A 24,090-nucleotide genomic window follows, 5' to 3' on the forward strand; every position below is an offset into this window, starting at 1 on the left:
AGCATGCCGACTTACCGTTCCCACACCACCACCCAGGGCCGCAACATGGCCGGCGCCCGTGCCCTGTGGCGCGCCACCGGCATGAAGGACGGCGACTTCGACAAGCCGATCATCGCGGTGGTGAATTCCTTCACCCAGTTCGTGCCCGGCCACGTCCACCTGAAGGACCTGGGCCAGCTGGTCGCGCGCGAGATCGAGGCTTCCGGCGGCGTGGCCAAGGAATTCAACACCATCGCGGTCGACGACGGCATCGCCATGGGCCATGGCGGCATGCTGTATTCGCTGCCCTCGCGCGACCTGATCGCCGACTCGGTCGAGTACATGGTCAATGCCCACTGCGCCGACGCCATGGTGTGCATCTCGAACTGCGACAAGATCACGCCCGGCATGCTGATGGCCGCGATGCGCCTGAACATCCCGGTGGTGTTCGTGTCCGGCGGTCCGATGGAAGCGGGCAAGGTGGTCAAGGTCGTCAATAACGACCGCAAGATCATCAAGCTGGACCTGGTCGACGCCATGATCAAGGCCGGCGACAGCACGGTGTCCGATGCCGACGTGGCCGAGATCGAGCGTTCGGCCTGTCCGACCTGCGGCTCCTGCTCGGGCATGTTCACCGCCAACTCGATGAACTGCCTGACCGAGGCGCTGGGCCTGTCGCTGCCGGGGAACGGCACCATCGTCGCCACCCACGCCGACCGCAAGGAACTGTTCCTGCGCGCCGGCCGCCTGATCGTCGACCTGGCCAAGCGCCACTACGAAGGCGACGACTACTCGGTGCTGCCGCGTTCGATCGCCACCAAGGCCGCATTCGAGAACGCGATGGCGCTCGACGTCTCGATGGGCGGTTCCACCAACACCGTGCTGCACCTGCTGGCGGCGGCGCACGAGGCCCAGGTGGAATTCACCATGGCCGACATCGACCGCATCTCGCGCCAGGTGCCCTGCCTGTGCAAGGTGGCGCCGATGACCGACAAGTACCACATCGAGGACGTGCACCGCGCCGGCGGCATCATCTCCATCCTGGGCGAGCTGGCGCGCGCCGGCCTGCTGGATACCTCGCTGCCTACCGTGCACAGCCCGACCATGGGTGAGGCGATCGAGAAGTACGACATCAAGCGCAGCGACGACCAGAGCGTGCACCAGCTGTTCCGCGCCGCGCCGGGCGGGGTGCCGACCCAGGTCGCGTTCTCGCAGTCCGAACGCTTCGATACCAACGACCTCGATCGCAGCCTTGGCTGCATCCGCGACCGCGAGCACGCCTATTCGCAGGATGGCGGTCTGGCGGTCCTGTACGGGAACATCGCCGAGAAGGGCTGCATCGTAAAGACGGCCGGTGTGGACGAGAGCATCCTCAAGTTTTCCGGCAAGGCGCGCGTGTTCGAAAGCCAGGACGCGGCCGTCGAGGCCATCCTGGGCGATACCGTGCATGTGGGCGACGTGGTCATCATCCGCTACGAAGGCCCGAAGGGCGGTCCGGGCATGCAGGAGATGCTGTACCCGACCTCCTACATCAAGTCCAAGGGGCTGGGCAAGGCCTGCGCCCTGTTCACGGACGGGCGCTTCTCGGGCGGCTCCTCGGGCCTGGTGATCGGCCATGCCTCGCCGGAAGCGGCCGAAGGCGGCGCGATCGGGCTGGTGGAAGAGGGCGACATGATCGACATCGACATCCCGGCGCGCACCATCAACCTGCGCGTCAGCTTCGAGGAACTGGCGCACCGCCGCGGCAAGATGGAAGACCGCGGCGCGGCTGCCTGGAAGCCGGTGGCGCGCGAGCGCTACGTGTCGCAGGCGCTGCAGGCGTATGCGGCGCTGACCACCTCGGCGGACCGCGGCGCGGTGCGCGATCTCAGCCAGCTGCACCGCTGATCCGTACGGATGGCCGGTTCGCCGGCCATCTACTTCTTCCCGCTGTGCTCCCGGTACTCGGGACAATCCACCTGCAGCAGCGAGCGGTCATCCAGGCACACCGCCGTCAGCTTCCCGCCCCACACGCAGCCGCTGTCGAGCCCCACGAGGTTCGGCCGCAGCACCAGTCCCAGTGCCGACCAGTGCCCGAACACCACGGTGACGTCGGCCGTGCGCCGCTGCGGCAAGTCGAACCACGGCAGCAGGCCCGAGCCCTCCGGCCCGCTCTCGCTTTCCTTGTGCAGGAAATCCATGCTGCCGTCGGGTGCGCACAGGCGCATCCGCGTCAGCGCATTGACGATGCAGCGCAAGCGCGCCATGCCGGTCAGGCTGTCGTGCCACTGGTCCGGCTGGTTCCCGTACATCTCGGCCAGGAAGCCGATCCAGCCCTCGCCGCGCAGCACGGCTTCGACTTCGTGCGCGAGCGCCATCGTCTGCGCCGCATCCCACGCCGGCGCGACGCCGGCATGCACCAGCAGGTGTGCATCGACGAACATCGCCAGCGGGCGGTGACGCAGCCACTGGATCAGTTCATCGCGGTCGGGCGCGGCCAGGATCTCGTCGAGCGTATCGGAGCGGCTGGCGCGCTGCGCGCCGACGGCCACCGCGATCAGGTGCAGGTCGTGGTTGCCGAGCAGGGCTTCGACGCGGCCGGGGTTCGCTTCGGACAGCGCCTTCATGCGGCGCAATGCGGTCAGCGAATCCGGGCCACGGTTGATCAGGTCGCCGACGAAAAGGATGCGCGGCTGCGCATCGCCGTGGCGCTGCGCATCCTCGGCGATGCGTGCGATCAGGAGTTGGGCTTCATGGGCACAGCCCTGCAGGTCGCCGATGGCATAGGTTCGCATGTTGTTCTTATCGATGGAGGTATTCTCGGATACTAAATGATTTCGCGCGGGGCCGCAGCGTATCGGATAAACGCGGCGCAGGTATTCGAACATGCGCGCATTTGATCCAGTCGAAGGACGCCGCGCACGATCGGATTCTGGCCCGAAACGCCACATCTATTCCGGTACAATGGGCCATCATTCCAACGATAAGAGTGCCGTGGCTTTTTCCGCGGAGTCGACGCGAAAACGACTTGCATGTGCACCGAAAGAATAATAAATGTTCTCCTTTTTCGTCAGTTTCGTATCGTGTGCGCTGCTGACCCTGCTGGTGATTAAACACGCGAAGCGCAATGGTGCTGCGCTCGACTCCGATTATGACGCGGTGCAGAAGTTTCATACGCATCTGGTGGCGCGCATCGGCGGCGTGCCGATCTTTCTCGCGGTCTTATTCAGTGCCGCGGTGTCGACATTGCGCGAACCCGCGTTCGGCCCATGGTTCGCGGCTTTGCTCGGATGCGCATGCATCGCCATGGCGGGCGGTATCGTCGAAGACTATACGGGCCGCGTTTCGCCGGCGCGCCGCCTGCTGCTCACGATGCTCGCGGCGCTATTCGCGTATTACCTGCTGGGTGCGAAACTCGTGCGCCTCGACCTGCCCTGGGGCGTACTGCCGCTGCAATTGAATCTCGTCGTGCTGCCGCTGACGGTGCTCGCAGTGGCGGGCATCGCGAATGCCGTGAACATCATCGACGGATTCAATGGCCTGGCCAGCATGGTCAGCATTTGCATGCTGCTGTCGCTTGCGTACGTGGCCTTGCAGGTGGGGGACATGTTCGTGCTGGTGACCGCGCTGATCGTGGCCGGCGCCACCGCCGGCTTCCTGATCTGGAATTATCCGGTCGGCCTGATTTTCCTCGGTGACGGCGGCGCCTACTTCCTCGGTTTCATGCTCGGCGAACTCGCGCTGCTGCTGGTGATGCGCAATCCCGGCGTGTCTACCTGGTATGCCGCGCTGCTGCTGATTTATCCCGCGTTCGAAACGATATTCTCCGCTTACCGCCGCATGTTCGTGCGCGGTAAATCGCCGGCCCTGCCGGATGGAATTCACCTGCATAGTTTGATATTCCGGCGCATCGTGCAATGGACGGTGGGGCCGCGCGAAGCGCGCGCCCTGATGAAACGGAACGCGCGCACCTCACCCTATTTATGGCTGTTTTCCCTGATGGCCGTCATTCCGGCGACGGTGTTCTGGAAAAACACAGCGGTGCTCATCTTCTTCAGTTTGTTGTTTATAATCAGTTACCTCTGGTTATATGCGCGTATTGTTCGATTTAAGTCGCCACGCTGGCTTTTTCTTCATAAGAAAAAGCGGAATTAAGATATTAATGTTAGTATATTGCGACATTTGGTGAGTATCTCGCCGTGCTGTTTCAAGCATTAGAACGTTTAACAAAGCCCTCGGGGCAAGATGATACAACGCAGCAATGAGGGTCTTGTTAGGCGCTCTTGGTTTCAACCTTTCACTAACGAGGGAATAAAGATGGATCTGTCCAATATGTCCGTAGGCGATTTGCGCAACCTGCAAGAACAAATCAAGCAGGAGATGAAGAAGCGCGAAGTCCAGGAAGTACAAAAGGCGCGCGAACAGATTCTGGCGATCGCGCAAAGCGTCGGCGTGCCCCTCAAGGACCTGCTGGCCACCGGTGGCCGTGGCGCCGGCAAAGGCAGTTCGACCAAGGGCAATACGGTGGCCGTGCGTTTCCGTCATCCGGACAATGAATCGCAGCAGTGGACCGGCCGTGGCCGCCAGCCGAAATGGGTCAAGGAATGGGTCGAAGGCGGCAAGTCGCTCGACAAGCTGCGCGTTTAATCCTTCCCCGGCCGGCCATGCCGGCATGCACGTCTCCCCGCGCAAGCGGTTCGTCCCGTTCACACGGGACGCCGCTTGCCGCTACAATAGCTTCATTTGTCATTCCTCTAAGTTGCCATCCCGATAATTCGGCGCCGACGCCTGGTTCTCACCAGCCGCTGCTTTCGCATGCCCGCGCCCCAGCTTTCCAAGGAAACCATGCTTGCTCTCTCCAAAACCATCTTCAAGGCCTATGACATTCGCGGCGTCATCGACAAGACCCTCGACGAAAGCATTGCCCGCCATATCGGTCGCGCATTCGGTGCCGCCGCGCTGGCGAAGGGAGAGCGCAAGGTCGTGATCGGCCGCGACGGCCGCCTGTCGGGCCCCGGCCTGACCGCGGCGCTGGGCGAAGGCCTGCGCGACGCCGGCGTGGACGTGATCGACCTGGGCATGGTCGCCACCCCGATGGTGTATTTCGCCACCAACCTGCTCGACACCCGTTCGGGCATCATGGTTACCGGCAGCCACAACCCGCCGGACTACAACGGCTTCAAGATGGTGATGGCGGGCGAGGCGATCTACGGCGACGCCATCCTGGCGCTGCACGACAGCATCGCCGCCTACGACGGCGCCATCGCCGAACAGCGCGGCGGCTACAGCACCCACGACATCCGTGCCGCCTACCTCGAGCGCATCATTGGCGACGTCAAGATCGCCCGCCCGATCAAGATCGCGGTCGACTGCGGCAACGGCGTGGCCGGCGCCTTCGCACCTGACCTGTTCCGCGGCATGGGCTGCGAGGTCGTCGAACTGTTCTGCGAAGTGGACGGCCACTTCCCGAACCACCACCCGGACCCGGCGCACCCGGAAAACCTGCAAGACCTGATCAAGGCGCTGCAGGATACCGACGCCGAGATCGGCCTGGCCTTCGACGGCGACGGCGACCGCCTCGGCATCGTCACCAAGGATGGCCAGATCATCTTCCCGGATCGCCAGATGATGCTGTTCGCAAGCGACGTCCTGTCGCGCAACCCGGGCGCCGAGATCCTGTACGACGTCAAGTGCACGCGTCACCTCGCCCCCTGGATCGAGAAAGCCGGCGGGCGCCCCCTGATGTGGAAGACCGGCCACTCGCTGGTCAAGGCCAAGCTGAAGGAAACCGGCGCCCCGCTGGGCGGCGAGATGAGCGGCCACATCTTCTTCAAGGACCGCTGGTACGGTTTCGACGACGGCCTGTACGCCGGTGCGCGCATGCTCGAGATCCTGACGAAAGAGCAGGATCCGTCGGCACTGCTCAACAGCCTGCCGATCGCCAGCAGCACCCCGGAACTGCACCTGCACCTGAAGGAGGGCGAGAATTTCGCCCTGATCGACAGCCTGCGCGCCAACGCGGTGTTCCCGACCTCCAGCAGCATCAACGGCATCGACGGCCTGCGCGTGGAATACCCGGACGGCTTCGGCCTGGCCCGTTCCTCGAACACCACCCCGGTGGTGGTCCTGCGCTTCGAGGGTGAGAACCCGGAAGCCCTGGCACGCATCCAGGCCGAGTTCAAGCAGGTGATCCTGGCCGCCAAGCCGGACGCCGAACTGCCTTTCTAACAGTTAAGAGAAGAGCGCCTTGAAGATCCTGCTGGTGCGCGTCTCCTCGCTGGGCGACGTGCTGCACAACCTGCCGATGGTGGCCGACATCCTGCGCCACCATCCCGGCGCCACCATCGACTGGGTGGTGGAAGAGGGCTATACCAGCCTGGTGCGCCTGAACCCGCACGTACGCAAGATCATTCCATGGGCGCTGCGCCGCTGGCGCAAGAGCCTCGGCAAGGCCGGGACGCGCGCCGAGATCAAGGCCTTCTTCCGCACCCTGCGTGAGGAAGAATACGACATCGTGTTCGACACCCAGGGCCTGCTCAAGACCGGCATCATCATGGGCGCCGCGCGCACCGTGCGCGGCGGCAGGAAGGTCGGCCTGGCCAACGGCAGCGAAGGTTCGGGCTACGAGGGCATCTCGCGCATCTTCCATACCCACAGCATTCCCCTGAATCCGCGCACCCATGCGGTGGCGCGCGGCCGCAAGGTGGCCGGGGCTGCGCTCGGCTACAACGTCGATGTCGCGCCCGATTTCGGCCTGCCGCAGCCACAGGCGTCCGCCCGTCCGGCCTTCCTGCCGCCGGAAGACTACGTGGTCTTCTTCCACGGGACCGCGCGCGCCGCCAAGAAGTGGCCGCGCGAGCACTGGATCGAACTGGGACGCGCACTGGCGCCGATGCCGGTGCTGCTGCCCTGGGGTTCGCCGCAGGAGCGTGACGAGGCCGATGCCCTGGCGGCCGGCCTGCCGAACGCGCGCGTGCTGCCGAAACTGTCGATGATGGACGCGGTCGCCGTGGCCCAGCATGCCCGCCTGGCGGTCGGGGTCGACACCGGCCTGACCCACATCGCCGCCGCCTTCGTGCGCCCGACGGTCGAGATCTACTGCGATTCGCCGAAGTGGAAGACCGAAGGCAACTGGTCGGACAAAATCGTCAACCTGGGCGACCTGGGTGCGCCGCCATCCGCACCGGATGTCATCGCCGCCGCACGCCGCCTGCTGGAGGCCGTGTGAGCAGGTGGCTGTACTCGCTGGCCTGGTGGCTGGCGCTGCCGCTCGTACTGGGCCGCCTGTGGTGGCGCGGCCGCAAGGAACCCGGCTACCGCGCCCACTGGGCCGAGCGCTTGGGCTTTCCGCACGCCGCGCCATCGGCGCGCCCGACCCTGTGGGTACACGCCGTCTCGGTCGGCGAGACCCGCGCCGCCGAGCCGCTGGTCGAGGCGCTGCTGGCGGCCTATCCCGATTCCCGCATCCTGCTGACCCACATGACGCCGACCGGGCGCGCTACCGGACAATCGCTGTTCGGCCACCATGGCGAGCGCGTGGTCCAGTCCTACCTGCCTTACGACACCGGCTTCATGGTCGGACGCTTCCTGCGCCGCTTCACGCCGCGCGTGTGCATCCTGATGGAGACCGAGGTGTGGCCGAACCTGATCGCCGGCTGCGCCAGGGCCGGGGTGCCGGTGGCGCTGGTCAACGCGCGCCTGTCGGAACGCTCCCTGCGCCGCGGGCAGAAGATGGGCGCCCTGATGACCGACGCCGCACAGGCCATCACCCTGGTGGCGGCGCAGACCGGGGCCGACGAGGCGCGCATCCGCTCGCTCGGTGCGCCCCAGGTCGAGCTTACCGGCAGCATCAAGTTCGACGTGGTGCCGCCGCAGGCCGCGCTGGAGAAGGGCGCCTGGCTGCGCGCGCAGTTCGGCGCGCGTCCCGTGTTCCTGTGCGCCAGCACGCGCGAGGGCGAGGAAGCGCTGATCCTGGACGCCTGGCTGCGCGCGGGCGACAAGCCGGCCGGCGCGCTGCTGGCGATCGTGCCGCGCCACCCGCAGCGCTTCGACGAAGTCGAGAAGCTGATTGCCGCGCGCGGCCTGCGCGTGCAGCGCCGCTCGCGCCTGAAGGAGGGCATGGACAGCGGCATGGGCCAGGCCGGGGTCCTGCTGGGCGATTCGATGGGCGAGATGTTCGCCTACTATGCCGCCTGCGATTGCGCCTTCATCGGCGGCAGCCTGATGCCGCTCGGCGGCCAGAACCTGATCGAGGCCTGCGCGCTCGGCAAGCCGGTGCTGGTGGGCGAGCACACCTTTAATTTTGCCCAGGCGACCGAGGAAGCGGTGCAGGATGGCGCGGCGCTGCGCCTGGCTGACGCCGACGCCCTGGTGGCGGCCGCGCTGCGCCTGCTGGAAGACGATGCCGCGCGCGCCGGCATGGGGGCGCACGCGCTCGCGTTCGCAGGGCGCCACCGCGGCGCCACCCTGCGCACGGTTGAACTGCTGCGGCGACTTATCCGGTAGCTTTTGCTACCATTCCGATTCGAGCTCGGATAATAACCAGGGGATGCGCAATGTTGTCGTTTAATCACCCGAGACCGGTCAACAGCAATAAACCCGTCGCCATGCTGGTGCAACAGCAGGCCGACGACAAGGTGCTGCACCTGCCCGTCAGTGAAGGTCCTGCGGACCTGCCGCTGCCATCCGCCGCGCCGCCGGTGCCCTTATCCGAACTGCATTTCTTCGTGCGCTACACGCTGGGCGAATACATCAGCTTCATGTGGCAGCACGGCGGGTTTCTCATCCGCCGCCGGCGCATCCGCTTCCCGGCCAGTCTCTACCTGCGCCTGAAAAGCACCTTCGGTGCGGCCTTCCATTTCGTCATGGCCGGGCGCGGACGGCGCACCTACGAATTCACCATCGACCAGCACGGCATCGTGCGCACCAGCGGGGGCGTGACCCTGATCGGCTGGGAAGACGTGGTGGGTGTGCGCACTTATTCGCGCGGCTTCATGATGGTGCTCAAGCGCGGGACGCTGCCGATTCCTTACCGGGCCCTGTCGGACGCGCAGACGGGGGCGATGAAGGAGTTGGCCGCGGCGCGCCGCGATTCGCTGTTGTAATCAATCGCCGAACAACACCGGCATCTCGAGCGAGCGCTTCTTCAGCGCCAGCCGCGCCCCGTCGTAATCCGGATACACTTCGGCCACCGTCGCCCAGAAGCGCGGGCTGTGGTTCATCTCGCGCAGGTGCGCCAGCTCGTGCACGACCACGTAGTCCACCAGCGAAGGCGGATAGTGCATCAGCCGCCAGTTCAGGCGGATGTTCCCCTCGATCGTGCAGGAGCCCCAGCGCGAACCGGCCGACGACAGCGCGAAGGCCTGGTAGCTCACGCCCAGCTGCGGCGCGAAGAAATCCAGGCGCTCCTTGAACAGGCGCTTGGCCTCGGCCTGGAACCACAGCTTGACGCGTTCCTTCAGCTGCCATTCCGACAGTCCCGGCACCACGCCGATCCACAGCTCGCGCGCTTCGGCATCGAACTGGCAGTGGCTGCGTGAGGCTTCTTCGAGGCGCAGGGTGATCTCGCCACCCAGGTAGGGCAGGCAGGCGCCGTCCTTCCATTCGATCGGCGCACGCTCCTGGCGCTGGGCGCGGCGCTCGCCGCGTTCGAGCAGCTTGGTCAGGATCCAGCGCTGCTTGGCGCGAATCGCGTTGTCGATGTCGATCTGGGTGCAGCGGCGCGGCGCGGTCACGCGCAGGCCGTCGTCGTCGATCATGAAGCCGATCGACCGGCGCGTCGAACGGCGCAGGGCGTAATCGACGGTGTGGGCACCGAGGACGATGCGCTTGAGCGGCGGCTCGCCCTCGCCGACGGGCGGACTGGGGATGAGATTGCGCGGCGCCGGAGGCGGCGCCTTGAAGAGAGGCTGCGAGGGCGGCGCCGGTTTATCCGAGGGCTTGAGCGCCGCGAAGAAGTCCTGTGCAAACAGTTCCAGCTGCTGCCCGTCGATCTTGGTGGAGCTCATGTCGTGCTGCGGTTTCGAATTCCTGATCTGGGCGCTGACGTCGCTCAGCCACCTTTGTAGACGTGGGGCGAAATAACGCGCATTTCGGATTCTATCCAATTTTCGACCTCTTGCATCATGCTGTCGGGGGTGTGGTTTTCTGGCGAAATCGGTTTGCCGATCGAGACCGTGATCAGGCCCGGGCGCTTGATGAACGAATTCTTCGGCCAGCACTCACCTGAATTATGCGCGATCGGGACGACCACCGTTTGGGTTTCGACAGCCAGGCGCGTACCGCCGCTCTTGTACTTGCCTTTCTGGCCCACCGGGATGCGCGTCCCTTCCGGGAACATGATGATCCATTGGCCGTCGGCCAGGCGGCGCTTGCCGTGCCTGACCACGTGGGCAAAGGCGTTCTTGCCCTGCGAGCGGTCGATCGGGATCATGCGCAGCAGCGCCATGCCCCAGCCGAAGAAGGGGATGTAGAGGATCTCCTTCTTGAAGACGTAGACCAGCGGCCGTGTGAGGTTCGGCAGCAGGAAGATGGTCTCCCACGCCGACTGGTGCTTGGACAGGACGATCGCCGGAGCATCCGGCAGGTTCTCGTAGCCCTTGAACTGGTAGCGGATGCCGCAGATGACGCGCGCAGCCCAGATGATGAAGACGTTCCAGCGCGAGGTCACCCAGAAGCGCTTGTTGTACGGCAGCGGCGCCGCCAGGAAGCATACGCAGGCCCACACCACGGTGGCGACGATCATGACGATCTTGAAGAGGAGGGAACGCAGGAACAGGCTGATGGTATGCAAAGGGGCTCCGGACAATGGACTGGTTCTGGATCTGTTTTATTTACTCAGGCCGCTGTGCCGCGGTCTTGAGGAAGGCGTTCACCATCGAGGCGAGGTCGGGGAACACCTGGGTTCCCGGCGGCAGGCCGCCGGTCTGCTGCGTCTTCTCGCCCTTGCCGGTCAGGACCAGGTAGGGCAGGCAGCCCATGATGAAGCCGGCCTGCAGGTCGCGCAGCGAATCGCCCACGGTCGGCACGCCTTTCAGGCTCAGCTTGTAGCGCTTGCTGATTTCTTCGAACATGCCGGCCTTGGGCTTGCGGCAGTCGCAGTTGTCGATCGCGGCGTGCGGGCAGAAGAAGATGGCGTCGATGTCGGCGCCGACCAGCTGGGCGCTGGCGTGCAGTTTCTGGTGGATCGCGTTCAGGGTCGTGATGTCGAACAGTTCGCGCGCGATGCCCGACTGGTTCGATGCGATCACGACCCGGTAGCCCGCCTGGTTCAGGCGGGCGATCGCTTCCAGCGAGCCGGGAATGGGAATCCACTCCGCCGGCGACTTGATGAAGTCCGGCGAATCGTGGTTGATGACCCCATCCCGGTCGAGGATGATGAGTTTCATGGGATTACCTTAGGCGGCCAGCTTCGAGATGTCGGCAACGCGGTTCATCATGCCGTGCAGCTGCGACAGCAGCGCCAGGCGGTTGTTGCGCAGGGCGATATCGTCGGCCATCACCATCACGTCGTTGAAGAAGGCATCGACTTCCTCCTTCATCAGCGCCAGGGTCTTGAGGGCACCGGTGAAATCGCTCTTCTCGAAGGCACTGCTGACTTCACCCTCGAGCGTACCCATCTTGGCGGCCAGCGCGCTTTCCGCCGGTTCGACCAGCAGCTCCTGCTTGAGCGCGGCGTCCTGCGGCAGGGCGTCCTCGTTCTTCTTCAGGATGTTGGTGATACGCTTGTTGGCGGCGGCCAGCGAGCTCGATTCCGGCAGGGCCGCGAAGGCCTGCACCGCTTCCAGGCGCTGGACCACGTCGTCGACGCGGTCCGGGTTCTGGGCCAGCACTGCCTCGACCTCGTTCGGCGAGAAGCCGCGCTCGCGCAGCATGCCGCGCAGGCGGTCGAGCATGAAGGGGATGACTTCGGCGCGCGAATCCTTGAAGGCAGCCTGGCCTTCGAACACGCCGCAGGCATCGTTCACCAGGTCCCACAGCGACAGCGGCAGGCGCTTCTCGACCAGCATGCGCATCACGCCCAGGGCGTGGCGGCGCAGCGCGAACGGATCCTTCTCGCCGGTCGGCTGCAGGCCGATGCCCCAGATGCCGACCAGGGTTTCCAGCTTGTCGGCCAGCGCGACCGCCAGGCCGGTATTGGTCGAGGGCAGGGCGTCGCCGGCGAAGCGCGGCTGGTAGTGTTCGGAGGCGGCCAGGGCGATTTCCTCGTGCTCGCCGTCATGGCGCGCGTAATAGGTGCCCATGATGCCTTGCAGTTCAGGGAACTCGCCCACCATGTCGGTCAGCAGGTCGGCCTTGGCCAGGCGCGCGCCGCGCTCGGCCAGCGCCACGTCGAAGCCCAGGCGGCGCGCGATGGCGGCGGCCAGGGTCATGACGCGATCGCTGCGGTCGGCCTGGGTACCCAGCTTGTTGTGGTAGACCACGTTGGACAGCTGCGGCAGGCGCGACTCGAGGGTCTTCTTCTTGTCCTGCTCGAAGAAGAACTTGGCGTCCGACAGGCGCGGACGCACCACGCGCTCGTTGCCGCCGACGATGGCGGACGGATCGTCGGTCGCGATGTTCGACACGATCAGGAAGCGCGAGCGCAGCTTGCCCGTGCTATCCGTCAGCGCGAAGTATTTCTGGTTGGTCTGCATCGTCAGGATCAGGCATTCCTGCGGCACGGCCAGGAATTCTTCCTCGAAGCGGCATTCGTACACCACCGGCCATTCAACCAGCGCGGCCACTTCGTCGAGCAGGGATTCCGGCATCAGGACCTGGTCGCCGGCGGCTTTCTCCAGCAGCTGGCGGCGGATGCTTTCCTTGCGCGCTTCGGCGGACGAGAGCACCTTGCCTTCGCTTTCCAGCACGCTTGCGTACTGGTCGGCGTGCGGGATGGCGATCTTCTCGCCGTGCGACAGGAAGCGGTGGCCCATGGTCTGGCGGCCGGCCTCCAGGCCGAGCAGGGTCAGCGGCAGCACCGCTTCGCCGTGCAGGGCGAGCAGAAGGTGCACCGGGCGCACGAACTGCACGGTGGCGCCGTCCGGGCGCTGGTAGCTCATGACCTTGGGGATCGGCAGCTTGGCCACGGTGTCGGCCAGCACGTCCTGCAGGGCGCCGGCGAGCGCGCTGCCGCTGGCGGTGTAGGTGTAGAAGAAGGATTCGGCCTTGCCGTCCTGGGCGCGTTCGAGGTCAGCGATCTGCAGGTCGGGGAAGCCCAGCGCGGCCAGCTTCTTGGCCAGCGGGGCGCTTGGATTGCCGTCCTTGTCCAGGGCGACGGAGACCGGCAGCACCTTTTCGCGGATCGATTTGTCCGGCGAGGTACCGCGCACATTGGTGACGGTCACCGCCAGGCGGCGCGGCGTGGCGTGCGTAGTAATGGCGCTGTCGGCTTCAAGGAAGTCGCGCGCCTTCAGGCCGTTGGCGATGCCGTTGGCGAATGCGGCGCCGAGCTTGACGAGGGCCTTCGGCGGCAGTTCTTCGGTCTGGATTTCGACGAGGAGAGTCTGGTTCATGGTCTGTTCTTGTTCTGTTCAGGCGGCGGCCTTGTCGGCGGCGGGCAGCATCGGGAAGCCGAGCTTCTCGCGCGAGTCGTAATAGGCCTGCGCAACGAGGCGCGACAGCGTGCGTACGCGGCCGATGTAGGCGGCGCGCTCGGTCACGGAGATGGCGCCGCGCGCGTCCAGCATGTTGAAGCTGTGCGAGGCCTTCATGATCTGCTCGTAGGCCGGCAGCGTCAGCTGCAGTTCGACCAGGCGCTTGGCTTCGGCTTCGTGGTTGGCGAAGGCCTGGAACAGCAGTTCGGTATTCGCGTGCTCGAAGTTGTAGGTCGACTGCTCGACCTCGTTCTGGTGGAAGACGTCGCCGTAGCTCAGCGTCTTCCTGACGCCGTTTTCTTCCCACTCGGTCCAGACCAGGTCGTACACGTTCTCGACGCCCTGCAGGTACATGGCCAGGCGCTCGATGCCGTAGGTGATCTCGCCCAGCACCGGCTTGCAATCGAGGCCGCCGACCTGCTGGAAGTAGGTGAACTGGGTGACTTCCATGCCGTTCAGCCAGACTTCCCAGCCCAGGCCCCAGGCACCCAGGGTCGGGCTTTCCCAGTCGTCCTCGACGAAGCGCACGTCGTTCTTCTTGAGGTCCAGGCCCAGCGCCTCGAGTGAACCGAGGTAGAGGTCGAGGATGTTTTCCGGCGCAGGCTTGAGCACCACCTGGTACTGGTAATAATGCTGCAGGCGGTTCGGGTTCTCGCCGTAGCGTCCGTCCTTCGGGCGGCGCGAAGGCTGCACGTAGGCCGCGCGCCAGGGTTCCGGGCCGATCGCACGCAGGAAGGTACCGGTGTGGAAGGTGCCGGCGCCGACTTCCATGTCGTAGGGCTGCAGCAGTGCGCAACCCTGCTTGTCCCAATAGGTCTGCAGGGTCAGGATGATTTGTTGGAATGTGAGCATGTGTAGGGGTACTGCGGCGCCGGGCGCCACGGTCACGGTAAATTTGCCAAATGGCCAATTCTACTGAATTTTCACGGCCCTCTGGGGGCGATTCAACTCAGCCGTTTGAATTGGTGCTCTTATTTTTGTAATGGCGGCCGGCCAGCCAGGCGCCGAGCAGCATCAGGCCGCCGAGCAGCAGGAAAGCGAGGTTGCCGAAGCGGATGTACGGGGTGAAGCCTTCGGTACCGCGCACGGTGGCCGCCAGGACGCCGCGTTCGTAGAAGGGCAGGCGCTGCACCACATTGCCGCGGCCGTCGATGACGGCGGTGGCGCCGTTGTTCGTCGAGCGCAGCATCGGGCGGCCGGTCTCGATCGCGCGCATCTGCGAGATCTGCAGGTGCTGCGGGATCGCCACCGAATCGCCGTACCAGGCCAGGTTCGACACGTTCAGCAGCAGCGTCGCCGGGCGCGGTGCATTGCGCAGCTGGGCGGCGATCTCTTCGCCGAAGGCGTCCTCGTAGCAGATATTCGGCAGCACCAGCTGGTCCTTCACCGGGAAGGGCGCCTGCAGGGCCGGGCCGCGGGTCTGGTCGCCCAGCGGGATGTGCATCAGGTCGGTGAACCAGCGGAAGCCCGGCGGGATGAATTCGCCGAAGGGCACCAGGTGGTGCTTGTCGTAGCGGTAGGGCGAGGAGCCCGGCCCAAAGGCGATCACGCTGTTCGAATACTGCGTCGGGCTGTCCGCGGTCGGAATGCCGATCATCAGGTGGCTGCGCGTCTGCGCGGCGAAACTTTGCAGACCGGCCAGGTACTCGGGCGCCAGCTGCTGCGGCGTGACGGGAATCGCGGTTTCCGGCGTGGCAATCAGGTCGGCCGGGGCCGCCGTGATCATGCCCTGGTAGCGCCCGACGATGTCGACCAGGTAGGCCATGTCGAACTTCTGGTCCTGCCTGACGTCGCCCTGCAGCAGGCGCACGGTAATCGGCTGGCCCACTTCCTGGGTCCAGCTGATGTGCTGCAGGCCGAAGCCGGCCGCCATCACGGCTGCGAACAGACCCAGTGCCGGCCAGCGCGCGCGCTGGGTCAGCATGACCAGGCAGCCGGCGCAGACAGCCGCCAGTACCCCGAGGCCGTAGACGCCGAGGAGCGGCGCATAGCCGGCCAGAGGAGAGACATTGTGGGCATAGCCCGAGGCCGCCCAGGGAAAGCCGGTGAAGACCCAGCCGCGCATCCATTCCGACACGCCCCACACGCTCGGCAGCACCAGCAGCACGAAGGCGCTCACCGGCAGCGACCACTTGCGGCGCAGCCAGCTGGCGACGCCGCCGGCAAAGGCGCCGAACAGGCCCATATACAGGCCGAGCAGGGCGATCGCGATCGCACCCAGGATGGCGGGCAGGCCGCCGAAGCGGGTGATGGCGATGTACAGCCAGTGCATGCCGGCCACCGACCAGCCGAAACCGAAGGCCCAGCCCAGCCACACGCCGCGGCGCGCGGACGTGCCCATGCCGACCTGGTAGAAGAAGTAGGCGAGGGCCAGGAACTGGAGCGGCCACCAGCCGAAGGGCTGGAAGGACAGCAGGGAAGTGCTGCCCGCCAGCGCCATCGCTACCTGCGCCTTCGGGGAAGGCCTGGCGGCACGGGTGCAGGGGTCAGAAGCGGTGGTAGGCTGGGTACGGCGGCGCAGCATCAGTCGTGGTCGTCTTCGGCGTAGGGCAGTTTCTCGACCAGCAGCACGTGGATCTGGCGCGCGTCGGCGCGCAGCACTTCGAAGCGCAGGTTCTGGAGGTCGAACACCTCGCCCTTGTGCGGCATGCGGCCGAGGTGGCTGGCGACCAGACCGCCGATGGTGTCGACCTCGTCCTCGGGCAGGTCGGCGCCGACCTCTTCATTGAACTGCTCGATCTCGGTCAGGGCCTTGACGCGCCAGCGCGGGCCGAGCTGGCCCTCCTTGATCGACAGGACGTTGTCTTCGTCTTCGTCGAAGTCGTACTCGTCCTCGATGTCGCCGACGATCTGCTCGAGCACGTCCTCGATGGTGATCAGGCCGGCGACGCCGCTGTACTCGTCGACGACGATGGCCATGTGGTTGTGGTTGGCGCGGAAGTCGCGCAGCAGCACGTTCAGGCGCTTCGATTCCGGGATGAAGATCGCCGGGCGCAGCATCTTGCGCACGTCGAAGGACTCCTCGGCGTAGTAGCGCAGCAGGTCCTTGGCCAGCAGGATGCCGACCACCTTGTCGCGCTCGCCCTCGATGGCGGGGAAACGGGAATGTTGCGTCTCTAACACGATCGGCAGCCACTGCTCGATCGGGTCGGTAATGTCGATCACGTCCATTTGCGAACGCGGAACCATGATGTCGCGCACGGACAGGTCGGACACCTGGAACACGCCCTCGATCATCGAGAGTGCGTCGGCATCGATCAGCTTGCGCTCGTGGGCTTCGTGCAGGACTTCGAGGAGTTCTGCGCGGTTTTCAGGCTCGGGGGAGATGAGTGCGGTCAGCCGTTCGAACAGCGACCGGTGGGGTTTGGCGTCCGATCGGACGTCACTGGGATACTCGGGCATAGTTGGCGTGAAGCCGTTGTTGCGATGGGTATAGGATACACCAAAAGGCCGGATGGCCCACAATGCGTGCCGTTGACGGCATATTGACGCAAAGAAAGCGTAGGGTGGACGGCTTCGCCGTCCGCGCGTTCAACCGGCATGAGAATAGCCGAACGGGCTGCATTGGTGTGATTTGAACGCGCGGACGGCAGAGCCGTCCACCCTACGGGATCAATCTGCGTAGGGGTCCGGGTAGCCGAGCACTTCCATGATGTCGCGCTCGAACTGCTCCATCTCGTCGGCTTCCTCGTCGTGCTCGTGGTCGTAGCCCTGGGCGTGCAGCACGCCGTGCACCACCAGGTGGGCCGCGTGTTCCTCGACCGTCTTGCCCTGCTCTTCGGCTTCGCGCTGCAGCACGTCGGTGCACAGGATGATGTCGGCCTGGGTCGGGTCGTCCTCGCCCAGTTCCTCGCCCTCGTTGTAGGCGAAGGTGAGGACGTTGGTCGCGTAGTCCTTGCCGCGGTACTGGCGGTTCAGCGCCTTGCCTTCCTCGAGATCGACGAAGCGGATCGACAGCTCGGCGGGGCCGAGCAGGGCGGCTTCCACCCAGCGCCGCAGCATCTCTTCCGTCAGATCCTGTTCCAGGCGGGTGTCGGCGTACTGGACTTCGAGATCGAGCTTATGTTTTTTTTCTTGCATTTTTGGTAGGTAGCGGTTTGGGAAGGGCGGCCAGTTCCTCGACCGAGGAATTGGTCTCGTAGGCATCGATGATGCGCGCCACCAGCGGATGGCGTACCACGTCCTCGCTTGCGAACTGGGTGAAGGCGATGCCGCGCACGTTCTTCAGCACGTGCATGGCGTCCACCAGGCCGGAGCGCTGGGATTTGTGCAGGTCGACCTGGGTCACGTCGCCGGTGATCACGGCCTTGCTGCCGAAACCGATCCGGGTCAGGAACATCTTCATCTGCTCGACCGTCGTGTTCTGGGCTTCGTCGAGGATCACGAAGGCATGGTTCAGCGTGCGGCCGCGCATGTAGGCCAGCGGGGCGATCTCGATCACCTGCTTCTCGAACAGCTTCTGGGTGCGGTCGAAGCCGAGCAGGTCGTACAGCGCGTCGTACAGCGGGCGCAGGTAGGGGTCGACTTTCTGGCTCAGGTCGCCCGGCAGGAAGCCGAGGCGTTCGCCCGCTTCCACCGCGGGGCGGGTCAGGATGATGCGCTTGACCGCGTCGCGCTCGAGCGCATCGACGGCGCAGGCCACCGCCAGGTAGGTCTTGCCGGTGCCGGCCGGGCCGACGCCGAAGCTGATGTCGTGCTCGAGTACGGCGTTCAGGTACTGGATCTGGTGCGGGGTGCGGCCGCGCAGGTCGCTGCGGCGGGTCTTCAGGGTGGGGCTGACCAGCTCGGAGGCCGGCTTGCCTTCGGCCTCATCCTCCTTCACTTCTTTTGCGGCCGGCTCCTGTGCATCGGCCTCGCCGGGCATGCGCGGCTTCAGGCCGGAACGCTGTTCCACCAGGGCCAGCTGCACTTCCTCGATCGGCACGACCTTGTTGGCGACCGCGTAGAAGCGTTCCAGCAGCTCGACCGCGCGTTCGGCATTGCTGCCGCTGACGATGAATTTCTCGCCGCGCCGGAAGATGGTGACGTCAAGCGCGGCCGAGATCTGGCGCAGGTTCTCGTCGAGCGGGCCGCACAGGTGGGCAAGCCGCGTGTTGTCGAGCGGCTCGGGAATGAAGTACGAAGGCTGGGTAGGTGTGTTTTTCAACTGGCTTTGGCAATCGTATCTGAGTTGGCGACGAGTTCGCCGCGGAGGTAGTAGTCGTGGCTGGCAGTGATCCGTACGTCGACCAGTTGGCCGACCAGGGAGTCGCCCGCCATGCCGGGGTCGAAAATGACTGCCCGGTTGTTCTCGGCGCGGCCCTGCAGCAGGCCCGGGTCTTTCTTGGGCGGACCCTCGACCAGCACGCGCTGGACGCTGCCGACCATGGCGGCGCTGTACTTGCGGGTATTCGTGTCGATCAGGGCCTGCAGGCGCTGCAGGCGCGCCAGCTTGACCTCGTGCGGGGTGTCGTCTTCGAGGTTGGCGGCCGGGGTGCCCGGGCGCTTGCTGAAGATGAAGCTGAAGCTGTTGTCGAAGCCGACGTCCTCGACCAGTTTCATCATGGCCTCGAAATCGGCATCGGTTTCGCCGGGGAAGCCGACGATGAAGTCGGACGAGAAGCTCATTTCCGGACGCACCGCGCGGATACGGCGGATGATCGACTTGTATTCGAGGGCCGTATAGCCGCGCTTCATGGCGCCGAGCACGCGGTCGGAGCCGTGCTGCACCGGCAGATAAATATGGTTCACCAGCTGCGGGATGCGCGCGTAGGCGTCGATCAGGCGCTGGGTGAACTCCTTCGGATGGCTGGTGACGTAGCGCAGGCGCGCGATGCCGGGGAGGTCTGCAATGTATTCCAGCAGCAGGGCAAAGTCCGCGACTTCGCCGCCTTCCATCGTGCCCCGGTAGGCATTCACGTTCTGGCCCAGCAGCATGATTTCCTTCACACCCTGGGCGGCCAGGCCGGCGCATTCGGTCAGCACGTCCTCGAAGGGACGCGAGACTTCCTCGCCGCGGGTATAGGGCACCACGCAGTAGCTGCAATATTTGCTGCAGCCTTCCATGATCGAGACATAGGCGACCGGGCCTTCCACCTTGGCTGGTGGCAAGTGGTCGAACTTTTCGATTTCCGGGAAGCTGATGTCGACCTGGGCCGTACCGGTGCTGCGGCGCTCGCGGATCAGCTGCGGCAGGCGGTGCAGGGTCTGCGGACCGAAGACGACGTCCACGTGCGGCGCGCGCCGGACGATGGCTTGCCCTTCCTGCGAGGCCACGCAGCCGCCCACACCGATCACCAGGTCCGGTTTGTCGCGCTTGAGCGCCTTGAAGCGGCCCAGGTCGGAGAACACTTTCTCTTGTGCTTTTTCACGCACAGAGCAGGTGTTCAGCAGGATGACGTCGGCATCTTCGGGCGAGTCGGTCCGGACCAGTCCTTCGGCAGCGCCGAGGACGTCCGCCATCTTGTCCGAATCATATTCGTTCATCTGGCAGCCGAAGGTCTTGATGAATACTTTTTTCTGCATGGAGTGCTGTCTGAAAGGGGAGAGCTGATGCCTGGGCAAAAGAGGTGTCCAGTTTACCGTAAATCCCTGTTCGGCCCCGCAAAAGACGAAACCGGGTCTGGCACGAACGAAATTTTCATGCCGTTTGGAACGACAAGTTTCTTAACCTAAAGTTGTTATAAGCCTGCTCAGATTGTTAAATACAGGATTGCTAAGAAAAGCATCGAATCCATTGAAAATGTCATGCTGGATTCGATTCTTTCTTCTTGTAAATCAACGAGTTCGGTGTAACTTCTAAGTAGGAAAATTTATTCCGGAAATCTCTTGCGTGCGCCACAAATAATCCCCATGTGCTGAAATGCCTATGTGACAAGCTTTCCGCACGATAGCTTGATTTCTGACAAGGAGTCACATGCGCCGCTCGGATGTACTGTGGACGTATGAGCCTGATAATTTGTTTGAAAGACAAGTGCGCATGCGGAGAGGGTATGCGGGGGCATGCAATCCGGACCGTTTCTTAAGGAGTTCTTCAGGCGCGACCTGTTTAATTTCCCAAAGGTAGTCCGGGAACTTATGTTGACGAAGTAGTCTTTAACAAAAGTTCGTGAAGGAACTATTTTAACCAAACTGAAGAGGTAAACATCATGGCACAACAGCATCATGCTCTGTCTTCGCAGGAAAGCTACAACCCGAACCATCTGCTGGATATTCTGCTGGGTAAAATGCAGCTGAAGAATGACGCCGCGCTGTCGCGCATGCTCGAAGTTGCGCCGCCAGTGATCAGCAAGATCCGCCACCACCGCCTGCCGGTCGGCGCATCGCTGCTGATCCGCATGCACGAAGTGACGGGGATGAGCATCCGTGACCTGCGCGACCTGATGGGCGACCGCCGCACCAAATACCGCCTGTCGGATGCCCAAGGCCGCCCGAAGCCAGAAGAGAAGGCAGCCCAGGCAGCCGCCGCAGCGGCCGCCCAGCAGCAACAGCAGCAACCGCAACAGCAAGGTAACGAAGCAAATCCGTCGACCGGCAATTATGCCCACTGATGCCGTCGGCATGACAGCCGCGCCTGTCATGCCTTCGGCGCCAGCGGGCTGCGGCACCGCGCCCTGAGCGCTGTGCCGCGCCGGCTCGGCCGGCTTCCCTCCTGCGCAGCGCTGTTCAGCCGCACTGTTTAGCCAATCCCTCTGCGCTTTTCCCCCTCAGGCCATCAAGATGGCCGACATTTCCTCGTACTGCAGCTCGGTTTCGTGGAATACCTGCAGCCAGGCGTCTTCCGGCATGCCCAGCGCCGTCCAGGCGACCGAGGACAGGCGCGGCACCAGCTCGTCCGGATTACCGGCCAGGTCCAGTGCATGTACGACCGCGCTCGCCACGTGCACGATCGTCGCCAGGAAGCCCGCACCCGGCGCTTCCGGCGCGTGGTGGAAGGCGATCGCCTGGCGCAGGGTGTCGGAAAACTGCCAGTGCACGGCCAGCGCCACGCCGGCATCGACGTGGTCCAGGCCCAGCAGGGCGCGTTCAGCATCGATCAGCTCGCTGTCATTCTTGTCGCGCAAGGACAGCACCGCCTGGTAGCGCTCCGGGAAGCGCGACACCAGCACCAGCCGGCCGATGTCGTGCAGCAGGCCGGCGGTGAAGGCGACATCCGCATTGAAGCGCACGCGCCGCGCCAGCGCGCGGGCGCAGGCGGCGGTCGCGATCGAGTGGCGCCAGAAGGCCTTGTCGTTGAAGCCGGGGCAGCGGCCGGCCGGGAAGCAGCCGGTCAGTGCCGCCGCGGTGATCAGCTTGCGCGTGGCCTGGAAGCCGAGGAAGGTCATGGCCTGCTGGATGGTGGTCGCCTTGACCTGCAGACCGAAGGCCGAGGAGTTGGCCAGGCGCAGGGTCTTGGCCGTCAGCGCCGGGTCGTTCGACACTTTTCTGGCCAGCACGCTGATGTCGATGTCTTCCTGCTCGATGCTGCCGAGCAGTTCCATCACGACGGCAGGCAGCGAGGGCAGGTCGTCGACGCCGCCGAGCAAGTCTTCAGCCGGATTCATTGCGCCACCTCGCGCTGCAGGCGGTAATCCTCGACGTAGCGGCGCAGCAAGCCGGTGGCCCAGTCGGCATGGTCCTCGCGCTCGTTGTGGCGGAACACATGGTCGAGACGCTTCTGGATCGCGCCCGGGTCGGGTGGGGTGAGCGCTTCAGCGCGCACGATCGGGGCCGCCCCGACGCCATGGCGGGACAGGGACAGGATGGTCGCCTCGCTCAGCACCGCGCCCTCGGCCAGCAACACGTTCCCATGCGCATCGAGCAGCGCATCGGCCAGCACCATGCCCGGATACAGGTGCGCCAGCGGCAACAGTTCGTAGCTATCGCTCATTTTTCCTCCTGTTAATTCCCGACGATCTTATCACCCGTGTGTTCAGGCGGGCCGGGCGTGGCGCATCAAGGCGACGAATGTTGTACGCTTGCAATAATGCGACCCCGGTCGCGCTATCTGGAAAGGAAACCATGAAACTATATGTCAGCCCGGGCGCGTGCTCCCTGGCACCCCACATTGCCCTGATCGCCGCCGGCCTCCCGTTCTCGGTCGAACGCGTGAGCCTGAAAACCAAGGCCATCGCCGGCGGCGGCGACTTCCGCGAGATCAGCGACAAGGGCTCGGTCCCGGCCCTGCAGCTGGATGACGGCAGGGTGCTGACCGAAGCCGCGGTCCTGCTCCAATACATCGCCGACCAGGCCCCGGCGGCAAACCTGGCCCCCGCGCCTGGGAGCTTCGAGCGCTACCAGGTCATGGAATGGCTGAACTACATCGCCACCGAACTGCACAAGCGCTTCACCCCGATCTTTACTCCGGGCTGCACCGAGGAAGGCCGCAACGCCGCATGGGCGGCGCTGGCGCGTCCGCTGGGCTATCTCGCGGGCAAGCTGGACGGCGGTGAGTTCCTCATGGGCAGCCAGTTCAGCATCGCCGACGCCTATCTGTTCACCGTGTTGAACTGGGCTGTCTTCGCCAGGTTCAGCCTGGACGACTGGCCGGCGCTGCAGGCCTACCAGGCCCGCGTCGGCGCCATCCCGTTTGTGCAGGAAGCAATGCGCGCAGAAGGCCTGGCCTAGACGTCCAACGAGCAATGCGCCACACCGGCCCGGCCTCGGGTAGGATCGCGCCCATGACCAGCCAGTGCTACATCGCATTCCTGCGGGGAATCAACGTCGGGCGCGCCAAGCGGATCGCCATGGCCGACCTGCGCGTCCTGGTCGAGGGCCTGGGCTATTCCGGCGTGCGCAGCGTGCTCAACAGCGGCAATGTGGTGTTCCGGGCCGCGGGCACCAGCGCCTCGGCGGCCGCCGCCGCGATCGAGGAAGCGCTCGTGCTCAAGCTCGGCGTGGCGGCGCGCGTCTTCGTGCTCGAGCAGGGGGAGCTGGACGCCGTCATCGACGGCAATCCGCTGCTCGGCGTGGCGACCGACCATTCCCGCCTGATCGTCTTCCTGCTGGGGGGAAGCGCGCAGCGCGAGAAGCTGGCCGCACTCGACAGCCGCGACTGGGGCTGCGAACAGCTTGCGCTGGGGGAACGCGCGGCCTACGTCTGGTGTCCGGAAGGGATGTTGGATAGTGCTGCGGCTACGTCTTTGGGGAAACTGCTTGGGGATGGGAGCACGTCCCGGAACTGGAGCACCTTGATGAAACTGCAGGCCCTGTGCAGTGAGGGCTGAGGGCGCAAGGCTGCCGGGGACTTCATCAGCGGCCAGGCAGCTTGCCCGGCCGTACACTGCATCAATGCCGATGCTGCATCACTTAAACTTCTCGCTGCTGTCGCGGCCGGCCTTGTAGCCGATCAGGATCAGCCCCAGCAGCATCATTGCGAACACTTCCGGTTCAGGCAGTTCCGACATGTTCGCCGGCGGCGCGACGATGTCCTGGCGCTGGGTGACCGACAGGTTGCGTACCGGCTGCTGCACCCGGACGACGGCATGGTTGGCGCCAGCGAGATCGATGACGGCAGCTTGCGCGGGACTGCCGAGGCAGATCGCCAATGCTGCAGCAAGTGCATATCTGTTCATAGCCGTTCCTCTTGCTCTTTCTGTTG

Annotated in this window: 24 protein-coding genes; 10 read left to right on the forward strand and 14 right to left on the reverse strand. The window is 64.8% G+C overall.

From position 1 onward, the window contains the following. Window positions 1-3 precede the first annotated feature (3 nt). A complete protein-coding gene (gene ilvD / locus ACSQ25_RS03430; RefSeq protein WP_436104313.1) occupies window positions 4-1,866 on the forward strand; it encodes a dihydroxy-acid dehydratase in 1,863 nt (620 codons plus the stop codon). A gap of 29 nt (window positions 1,867-1,895) precedes the next feature. On the opposite strand, the gene ACSQ25_RS03435 is transcribed toward ilvD, so the two are convergent. Next, window positions 1,896-2,753 carry a symmetrical bis(5'-nucleosyl)-tetraphosphatase gene (locus tag ACSQ25_RS03435; RefSeq protein WP_436104314.1) on the reverse strand — a complete coding sequence of 286 codons (858 nt, stop codon included), beginning with the start codon at window positions 2,751-2,753 and terminating at the stop codon, window positions 1,896-1,898. 259 nt (window positions 2,754-3,012) lie between these two features. Between ACSQ25_RS03435 and ACSQ25_RS03440 the strand changes: the two genes are divergently transcribed. The 6 genes from ACSQ25_RS03440 (at window position 3,013) to ACSQ25_RS03465 (ending at window position 9,062) form a co-directional block, all read left to right on the forward strand. Beyond that, entirely contained in the window at window positions 3,013-4,113 is a 1,101-nt protein-coding gene (locus tag ACSQ25_RS03440; protein ID WP_436104315.1) for an MraY family glycosyltransferase, read from the forward strand. 162 nt (window positions 4,114-4,275) lie between these two features. Continuing rightward, complete coding sequence (locus ACSQ25_RS03445) at window positions 4,276-4,605, forward strand: H-NS histone family protein (RefSeq protein ID WP_436104316.1); 330 nt, start codon at window positions 4,276-4,278, stop codon at window positions 4,603-4,605. 198 nt (window positions 4,606-4,803) lie between these two features. Next, window positions 4,804-6,186 (forward strand): phosphomannomutase/phosphoglucomutase, encoded by a 1,383-nt coding sequence (locus ACSQ25_RS03450; protein ID WP_436104317.1) that lies wholly within the window; start codon window positions 4,804-4,806, stop codon window positions 6,184-6,186. A 19-nt stretch (window positions 6,187-6,205) separates the two neighbouring features. Beyond that, window positions 6,206-7,186, forward strand: coding sequence for a lipopolysaccharide heptosyltransferase I (gene waaC / locus ACSQ25_RS03455; RefSeq protein WP_436104318.1), 981 nt, complete (start codon window positions 6,206-6,208; stop codon window positions 7,184-7,186). Then, the gene (waaA, locus tag ACSQ25_RS03460; protein ID WP_436104319.1) at window positions 7,183-8,463 is read left to right on the forward strand and encodes a lipid IV(A) 3-deoxy-D-manno-octulosonic acid transferase; all 1,281 of its coding nucleotides are present in this window, start codon (window positions 7,183-7,185) and stop codon (window positions 8,461-8,463) included. The genes waaC and waaA overlap by 4 nt, the downstream gene beginning before the upstream one ends. Window positions 8,464-8,513: 50 nt before the next feature. Further along, on the forward strand, window positions 8,514-9,062 hold the full coding sequence (locus ACSQ25_RS03465) for a YcxB family protein (RefSeq protein ID WP_436104320.1): 549 nt from the start codon (window positions 8,514-8,516) through the stop codon (window positions 9,060-9,062). Here the strand turns inward: ACSQ25_RS03465 and ACSQ25_RS03470 are convergent, their stop codons facing one another. From ACSQ25_RS03470 to miaB, 10 genes are all read right to left on the reverse strand, one after another. Further along, complete coding sequence (locus ACSQ25_RS03470; protein WP_436104321.1) at window positions 9,063-9,965, reverse strand: M48 family metallopeptidase; 903 nt, start codon at window positions 9,963-9,965, stop codon at window positions 9,063-9,065. It abuts the gene before it with no gap. A gap of 44 nt (window positions 9,966-10,009) precedes the next feature. Beyond that, window positions 10,010-10,750, reverse strand: coding sequence for a lysophospholipid acyltransferase family protein (locus tag ACSQ25_RS03475; protein ID WP_436104322.1), 741 nt, complete (start codon window positions 10,748-10,750; stop codon window positions 10,010-10,012). 40 nt (window positions 10,751-10,790) lie between these two features. Beyond that, entirely contained in the window at window positions 10,791-11,345 is a 555-nt protein-coding gene (gmhB, locus tag ACSQ25_RS03480; protein ID WP_436104323.1) for a D-glycero-beta-D-manno-heptose 1,7-bisphosphate 7-phosphatase, read from the reverse strand. A gap of 9 nt (window positions 11,346-11,354) precedes the next feature. Next, a complete protein-coding gene (glyS, locus tag ACSQ25_RS03485) occupies window positions 11,355-13,451 on the reverse strand; it encodes a glycine--tRNA ligase subunit beta (RefSeq protein ID WP_436104324.1) in 2,097 nt (698 codons plus the stop codon). Window positions 13,452-13,469: 18 nt separating this feature from the next. Then, window positions 13,470-14,384, reverse strand: coding sequence for a glycine--tRNA ligase subunit alpha (gene glyQ, locus ACSQ25_RS03490; protein ID WP_436104325.1), 915 nt, complete (start codon window positions 14,382-14,384; stop codon window positions 13,470-13,472). 97 nt (window positions 14,385-14,481) lie between these two features. Further along, a complete protein-coding gene (gene lnt, locus ACSQ25_RS03495) occupies window positions 14,482-16,056 on the reverse strand; it encodes an apolipoprotein N-acyltransferase (RefSeq protein ID WP_436104326.1) in 1,575 nt (524 codons plus the stop codon). Continuing rightward, window positions 16,056-16,934: an HlyC/CorC family transporter gene (locus ACSQ25_RS03500; RefSeq protein ID WP_436104327.1), complete on the reverse strand. Its 879-nt coding sequence runs from the start codon at window positions 16,932-16,934 to the stop codon at window positions 16,056-16,058. The genes lnt and ACSQ25_RS03500 overlap by 1 nt, the downstream gene beginning before the upstream one ends. A gap of 210 nt (window positions 16,935-17,144) precedes the next feature. Continuing rightward, window positions 17,145-17,612, reverse strand: coding sequence for an rRNA maturation RNase YbeY (ybeY, locus tag ACSQ25_RS03505; RefSeq protein ID WP_436104328.1), 468 nt, complete (start codon window positions 17,610-17,612; stop codon window positions 17,145-17,147). Continuing rightward, window positions 17,593-18,678, reverse strand: a complete 1,086-nt coding sequence (locus ACSQ25_RS03510) for a PhoH family protein (protein ID WP_436104329.1) — start codon at window positions 18,676-18,678, stop codon at window positions 17,593-17,595. The genes ybeY and ACSQ25_RS03510 overlap by 20 nt, the downstream gene beginning before the upstream one ends. Further along, window positions 18,675-20,036, reverse strand: coding sequence for a tRNA (N6-isopentenyl adenosine(37)-C2)-methylthiotransferase MiaB (gene miaB / locus ACSQ25_RS03515; protein WP_436104330.1), 1,362 nt, complete (start codon window positions 20,034-20,036; stop codon window positions 18,675-18,677). The genes ACSQ25_RS03510 and miaB overlap by 4 nt, the downstream gene beginning before the upstream one ends. A gap of 623 nt (window positions 20,037-20,659) precedes the next feature. Between miaB and ACSQ25_RS03520 the strand changes: the two genes are divergently transcribed. Next, window positions 20,660-21,061 carry a hypothetical protein gene (locus ACSQ25_RS03520; RefSeq protein ID WP_436104331.1) on the forward strand — a complete coding sequence of 134 codons (402 nt, stop codon included), beginning with the start codon at window positions 20,660-20,662 and terminating at the stop codon, window positions 21,059-21,061. A 156-nt stretch (window positions 21,062-21,217) separates the two neighbouring features. Here the strand turns inward: ACSQ25_RS03520 and ACSQ25_RS03525 are convergent, their stop codons facing one another. Together ACSQ25_RS03525 and ACSQ25_RS03530 are read right to left on the reverse strand one after the other, a co-directional pair. Continuing rightward, a complete protein-coding gene (locus tag ACSQ25_RS03525) occupies window positions 21,218-22,054 on the reverse strand; it encodes an HDOD domain-containing protein (protein WP_436104332.1) in 837 nt (278 codons plus the stop codon). Continuing rightward, entirely contained in the window at window positions 22,051-22,380 is a 330-nt protein-coding gene (locus tag ACSQ25_RS03530) for a hypothetical protein (protein ID WP_436104333.1), read from the reverse strand. Before ACSQ25_RS03530 ends, ACSQ25_RS03525 begins: the two co-directional genes overlap by 4 nt. Before the next feature lie 131 nt (window positions 22,381-22,511). On the opposite strand from ACSQ25_RS03530, the gene gstA reads away from it, so the two are divergent. Both gstA and ACSQ25_RS03540 read left to right on the forward strand, forming a co-directional pair. Next, a complete protein-coding gene (gene gstA, locus ACSQ25_RS03535; RefSeq protein ID WP_436104334.1) occupies window positions 22,512-23,117 on the forward strand; it encodes a glutathione transferase GstA in 606 nt (201 codons plus the stop codon). 53 nt (window positions 23,118-23,170) lie between these two features. Continuing rightward, window positions 23,171-23,716, forward strand: a complete 546-nt coding sequence (locus ACSQ25_RS03540) for a DUF1697 domain-containing protein (protein WP_436104335.1) — start codon at window positions 23,171-23,173, stop codon at window positions 23,714-23,716. 78 nt (window positions 23,717-23,794) lie between these two features. Here ACSQ25_RS03540 and ACSQ25_RS03545 read toward each other — a convergent pair whose 3' ends face one another. After that, window positions 23,795-24,064: a hypothetical protein gene (locus ACSQ25_RS03545; RefSeq protein WP_436104336.1), complete on the reverse strand. Its 270-nt coding sequence runs from the start codon at window positions 24,062-24,064 to the stop codon at window positions 23,795-23,797. Window positions 24,065-24,090 lie beyond the last annotated feature (26 nt).

It is taken from the genome of Massilia sp. LjRoot122 (assembly GCF_964252725.1).
Lineage (GTDB): Bacteria > Pseudomonadota > Gammaproteobacteria > Burkholderiales > Burkholderiaceae_D > Telluria.

Excerpts from the sequence above, each read along its gene's own strand:
- ACSQ25_RS03435 (WP_436104314.1), bottom strand. The coding sequence starts at position 2,753 with ATGCGAACCTATGCCATCGGCGACCTGCAGGGCTGTGCCCATGAAGCC.
- ACSQ25_RS03440 (WP_436104315.1), top strand. The coding sequence starts at position 3,013 with ATGTTCTCCTTTTTCGTCAGTTTCGTATCGTGTGCGCTGCTGACCCTG.
- ACSQ25_RS03525 (WP_436104332.1), bottom strand. The coding sequence starts at position 22,054 with ATGAATCCGGCTGAAGACTTGCTCGGCGGCGTCGACGACCTGCCCTCG.
- ACSQ25_RS03530 (WP_436104333.1), bottom strand. The coding sequence starts at position 22,380 with ATGAGCGATAGCTACGAACTGTTGCCGCTGGCGCACCTGTATCCGGGC.
- ACSQ25_RS03470 (WP_436104321.1), bottom strand. The coding sequence starts at position 9,965 with ATGAGCTCCACCAAGATCGACGGGCAGCAGCTGGAACTGTTTGCACAG.
- ACSQ25_RS03500 (WP_436104327.1), bottom strand. The coding sequence starts at position 16,934 with ATGCCCGAGTATCCCAGTGACGTCCGATCGGACGCCAAACCCCACCGG.
- miaB (WP_436104330.1), bottom strand. The coding sequence starts at position 20,036 with ATGCAGAAAAAAGTATTCATCAAGACCTTCGGCTGCCAGATGAACGAA.
- ACSQ25_RS03445 (WP_436104316.1), top strand. The coding sequence starts at position 4,276 with ATGGATCTGTCCAATATGTCCGTAGGCGATTTGCGCAACCTGCAAGAA.
- ACSQ25_RS03545 (WP_436104336.1), bottom strand. The coding sequence starts at position 24,064 with ATGAACAGATATGCACTTGCTGCAGCATTGGCGATCTGCCTCGGCAGT.
- ACSQ25_RS03520 (WP_436104331.1), top strand. The coding sequence starts at position 20,660 with ATGGCACAACAGCATCATGCTCTGTCTTCGCAGGAAAGCTACAACCCG.
- ybeY (WP_436104328.1), bottom strand. The coding sequence starts at position 17,612 with ATGCAAGAAAAAAAACATAAGCTCGATCTCGAAGTCCAGTACGCCGAC.
- glyQ (WP_436104325.1), bottom strand. The coding sequence starts at position 14,384 with ATGCTCACATTCCAACAAATCATCCTGACCCTGCAGACCTATTGGGAC.
- gstA (WP_436104334.1), top strand. The coding sequence starts at position 22,512 with ATGAAACTATATGTCAGCCCGGGCGCGTGCTCCCTGGCACCCCACATT.
- lnt (WP_436104326.1), bottom strand. The coding sequence starts at position 16,056 with ATGCTGCGCCGCCGTACCCAGCCTACCACCGCTTCTGACCCCTGCACC.
- glyS (WP_436104324.1), bottom strand. The coding sequence starts at position 13,451 with ATGAACCAGACTCTCCTCGTCGAAATCCAGACCGAAGAACTGCCGCCG.
- ACSQ25_RS03450 (WP_436104317.1), top strand. The coding sequence starts at position 4,804 with ATGCTTGCTCTCTCCAAAACCATCTTCAAGGCCTATGACATTCGCGGC.
- ACSQ25_RS03540 (WP_436104335.1), top strand. The coding sequence starts at position 23,171 with ATGACCAGCCAGTGCTACATCGCATTCCTGCGGGGAATCAACGTCGGG.
- ilvD (WP_436104313.1), top strand. The coding sequence starts at position 4 with ATGCCGACTTACCGTTCCCACACCACCACCCAGGGCCGCAACATGGCC.
- ACSQ25_RS03465 (WP_436104320.1), top strand. The coding sequence starts at position 8,514 with ATGTTGTCGTTTAATCACCCGAGACCGGTCAACAGCAATAAACCCGTC.
- gmhB (WP_436104323.1), bottom strand. The coding sequence starts at position 11,345 with ATGAAACTCATCATCCTCGACCGGGATGGGGTCATCAACCACGATTCG.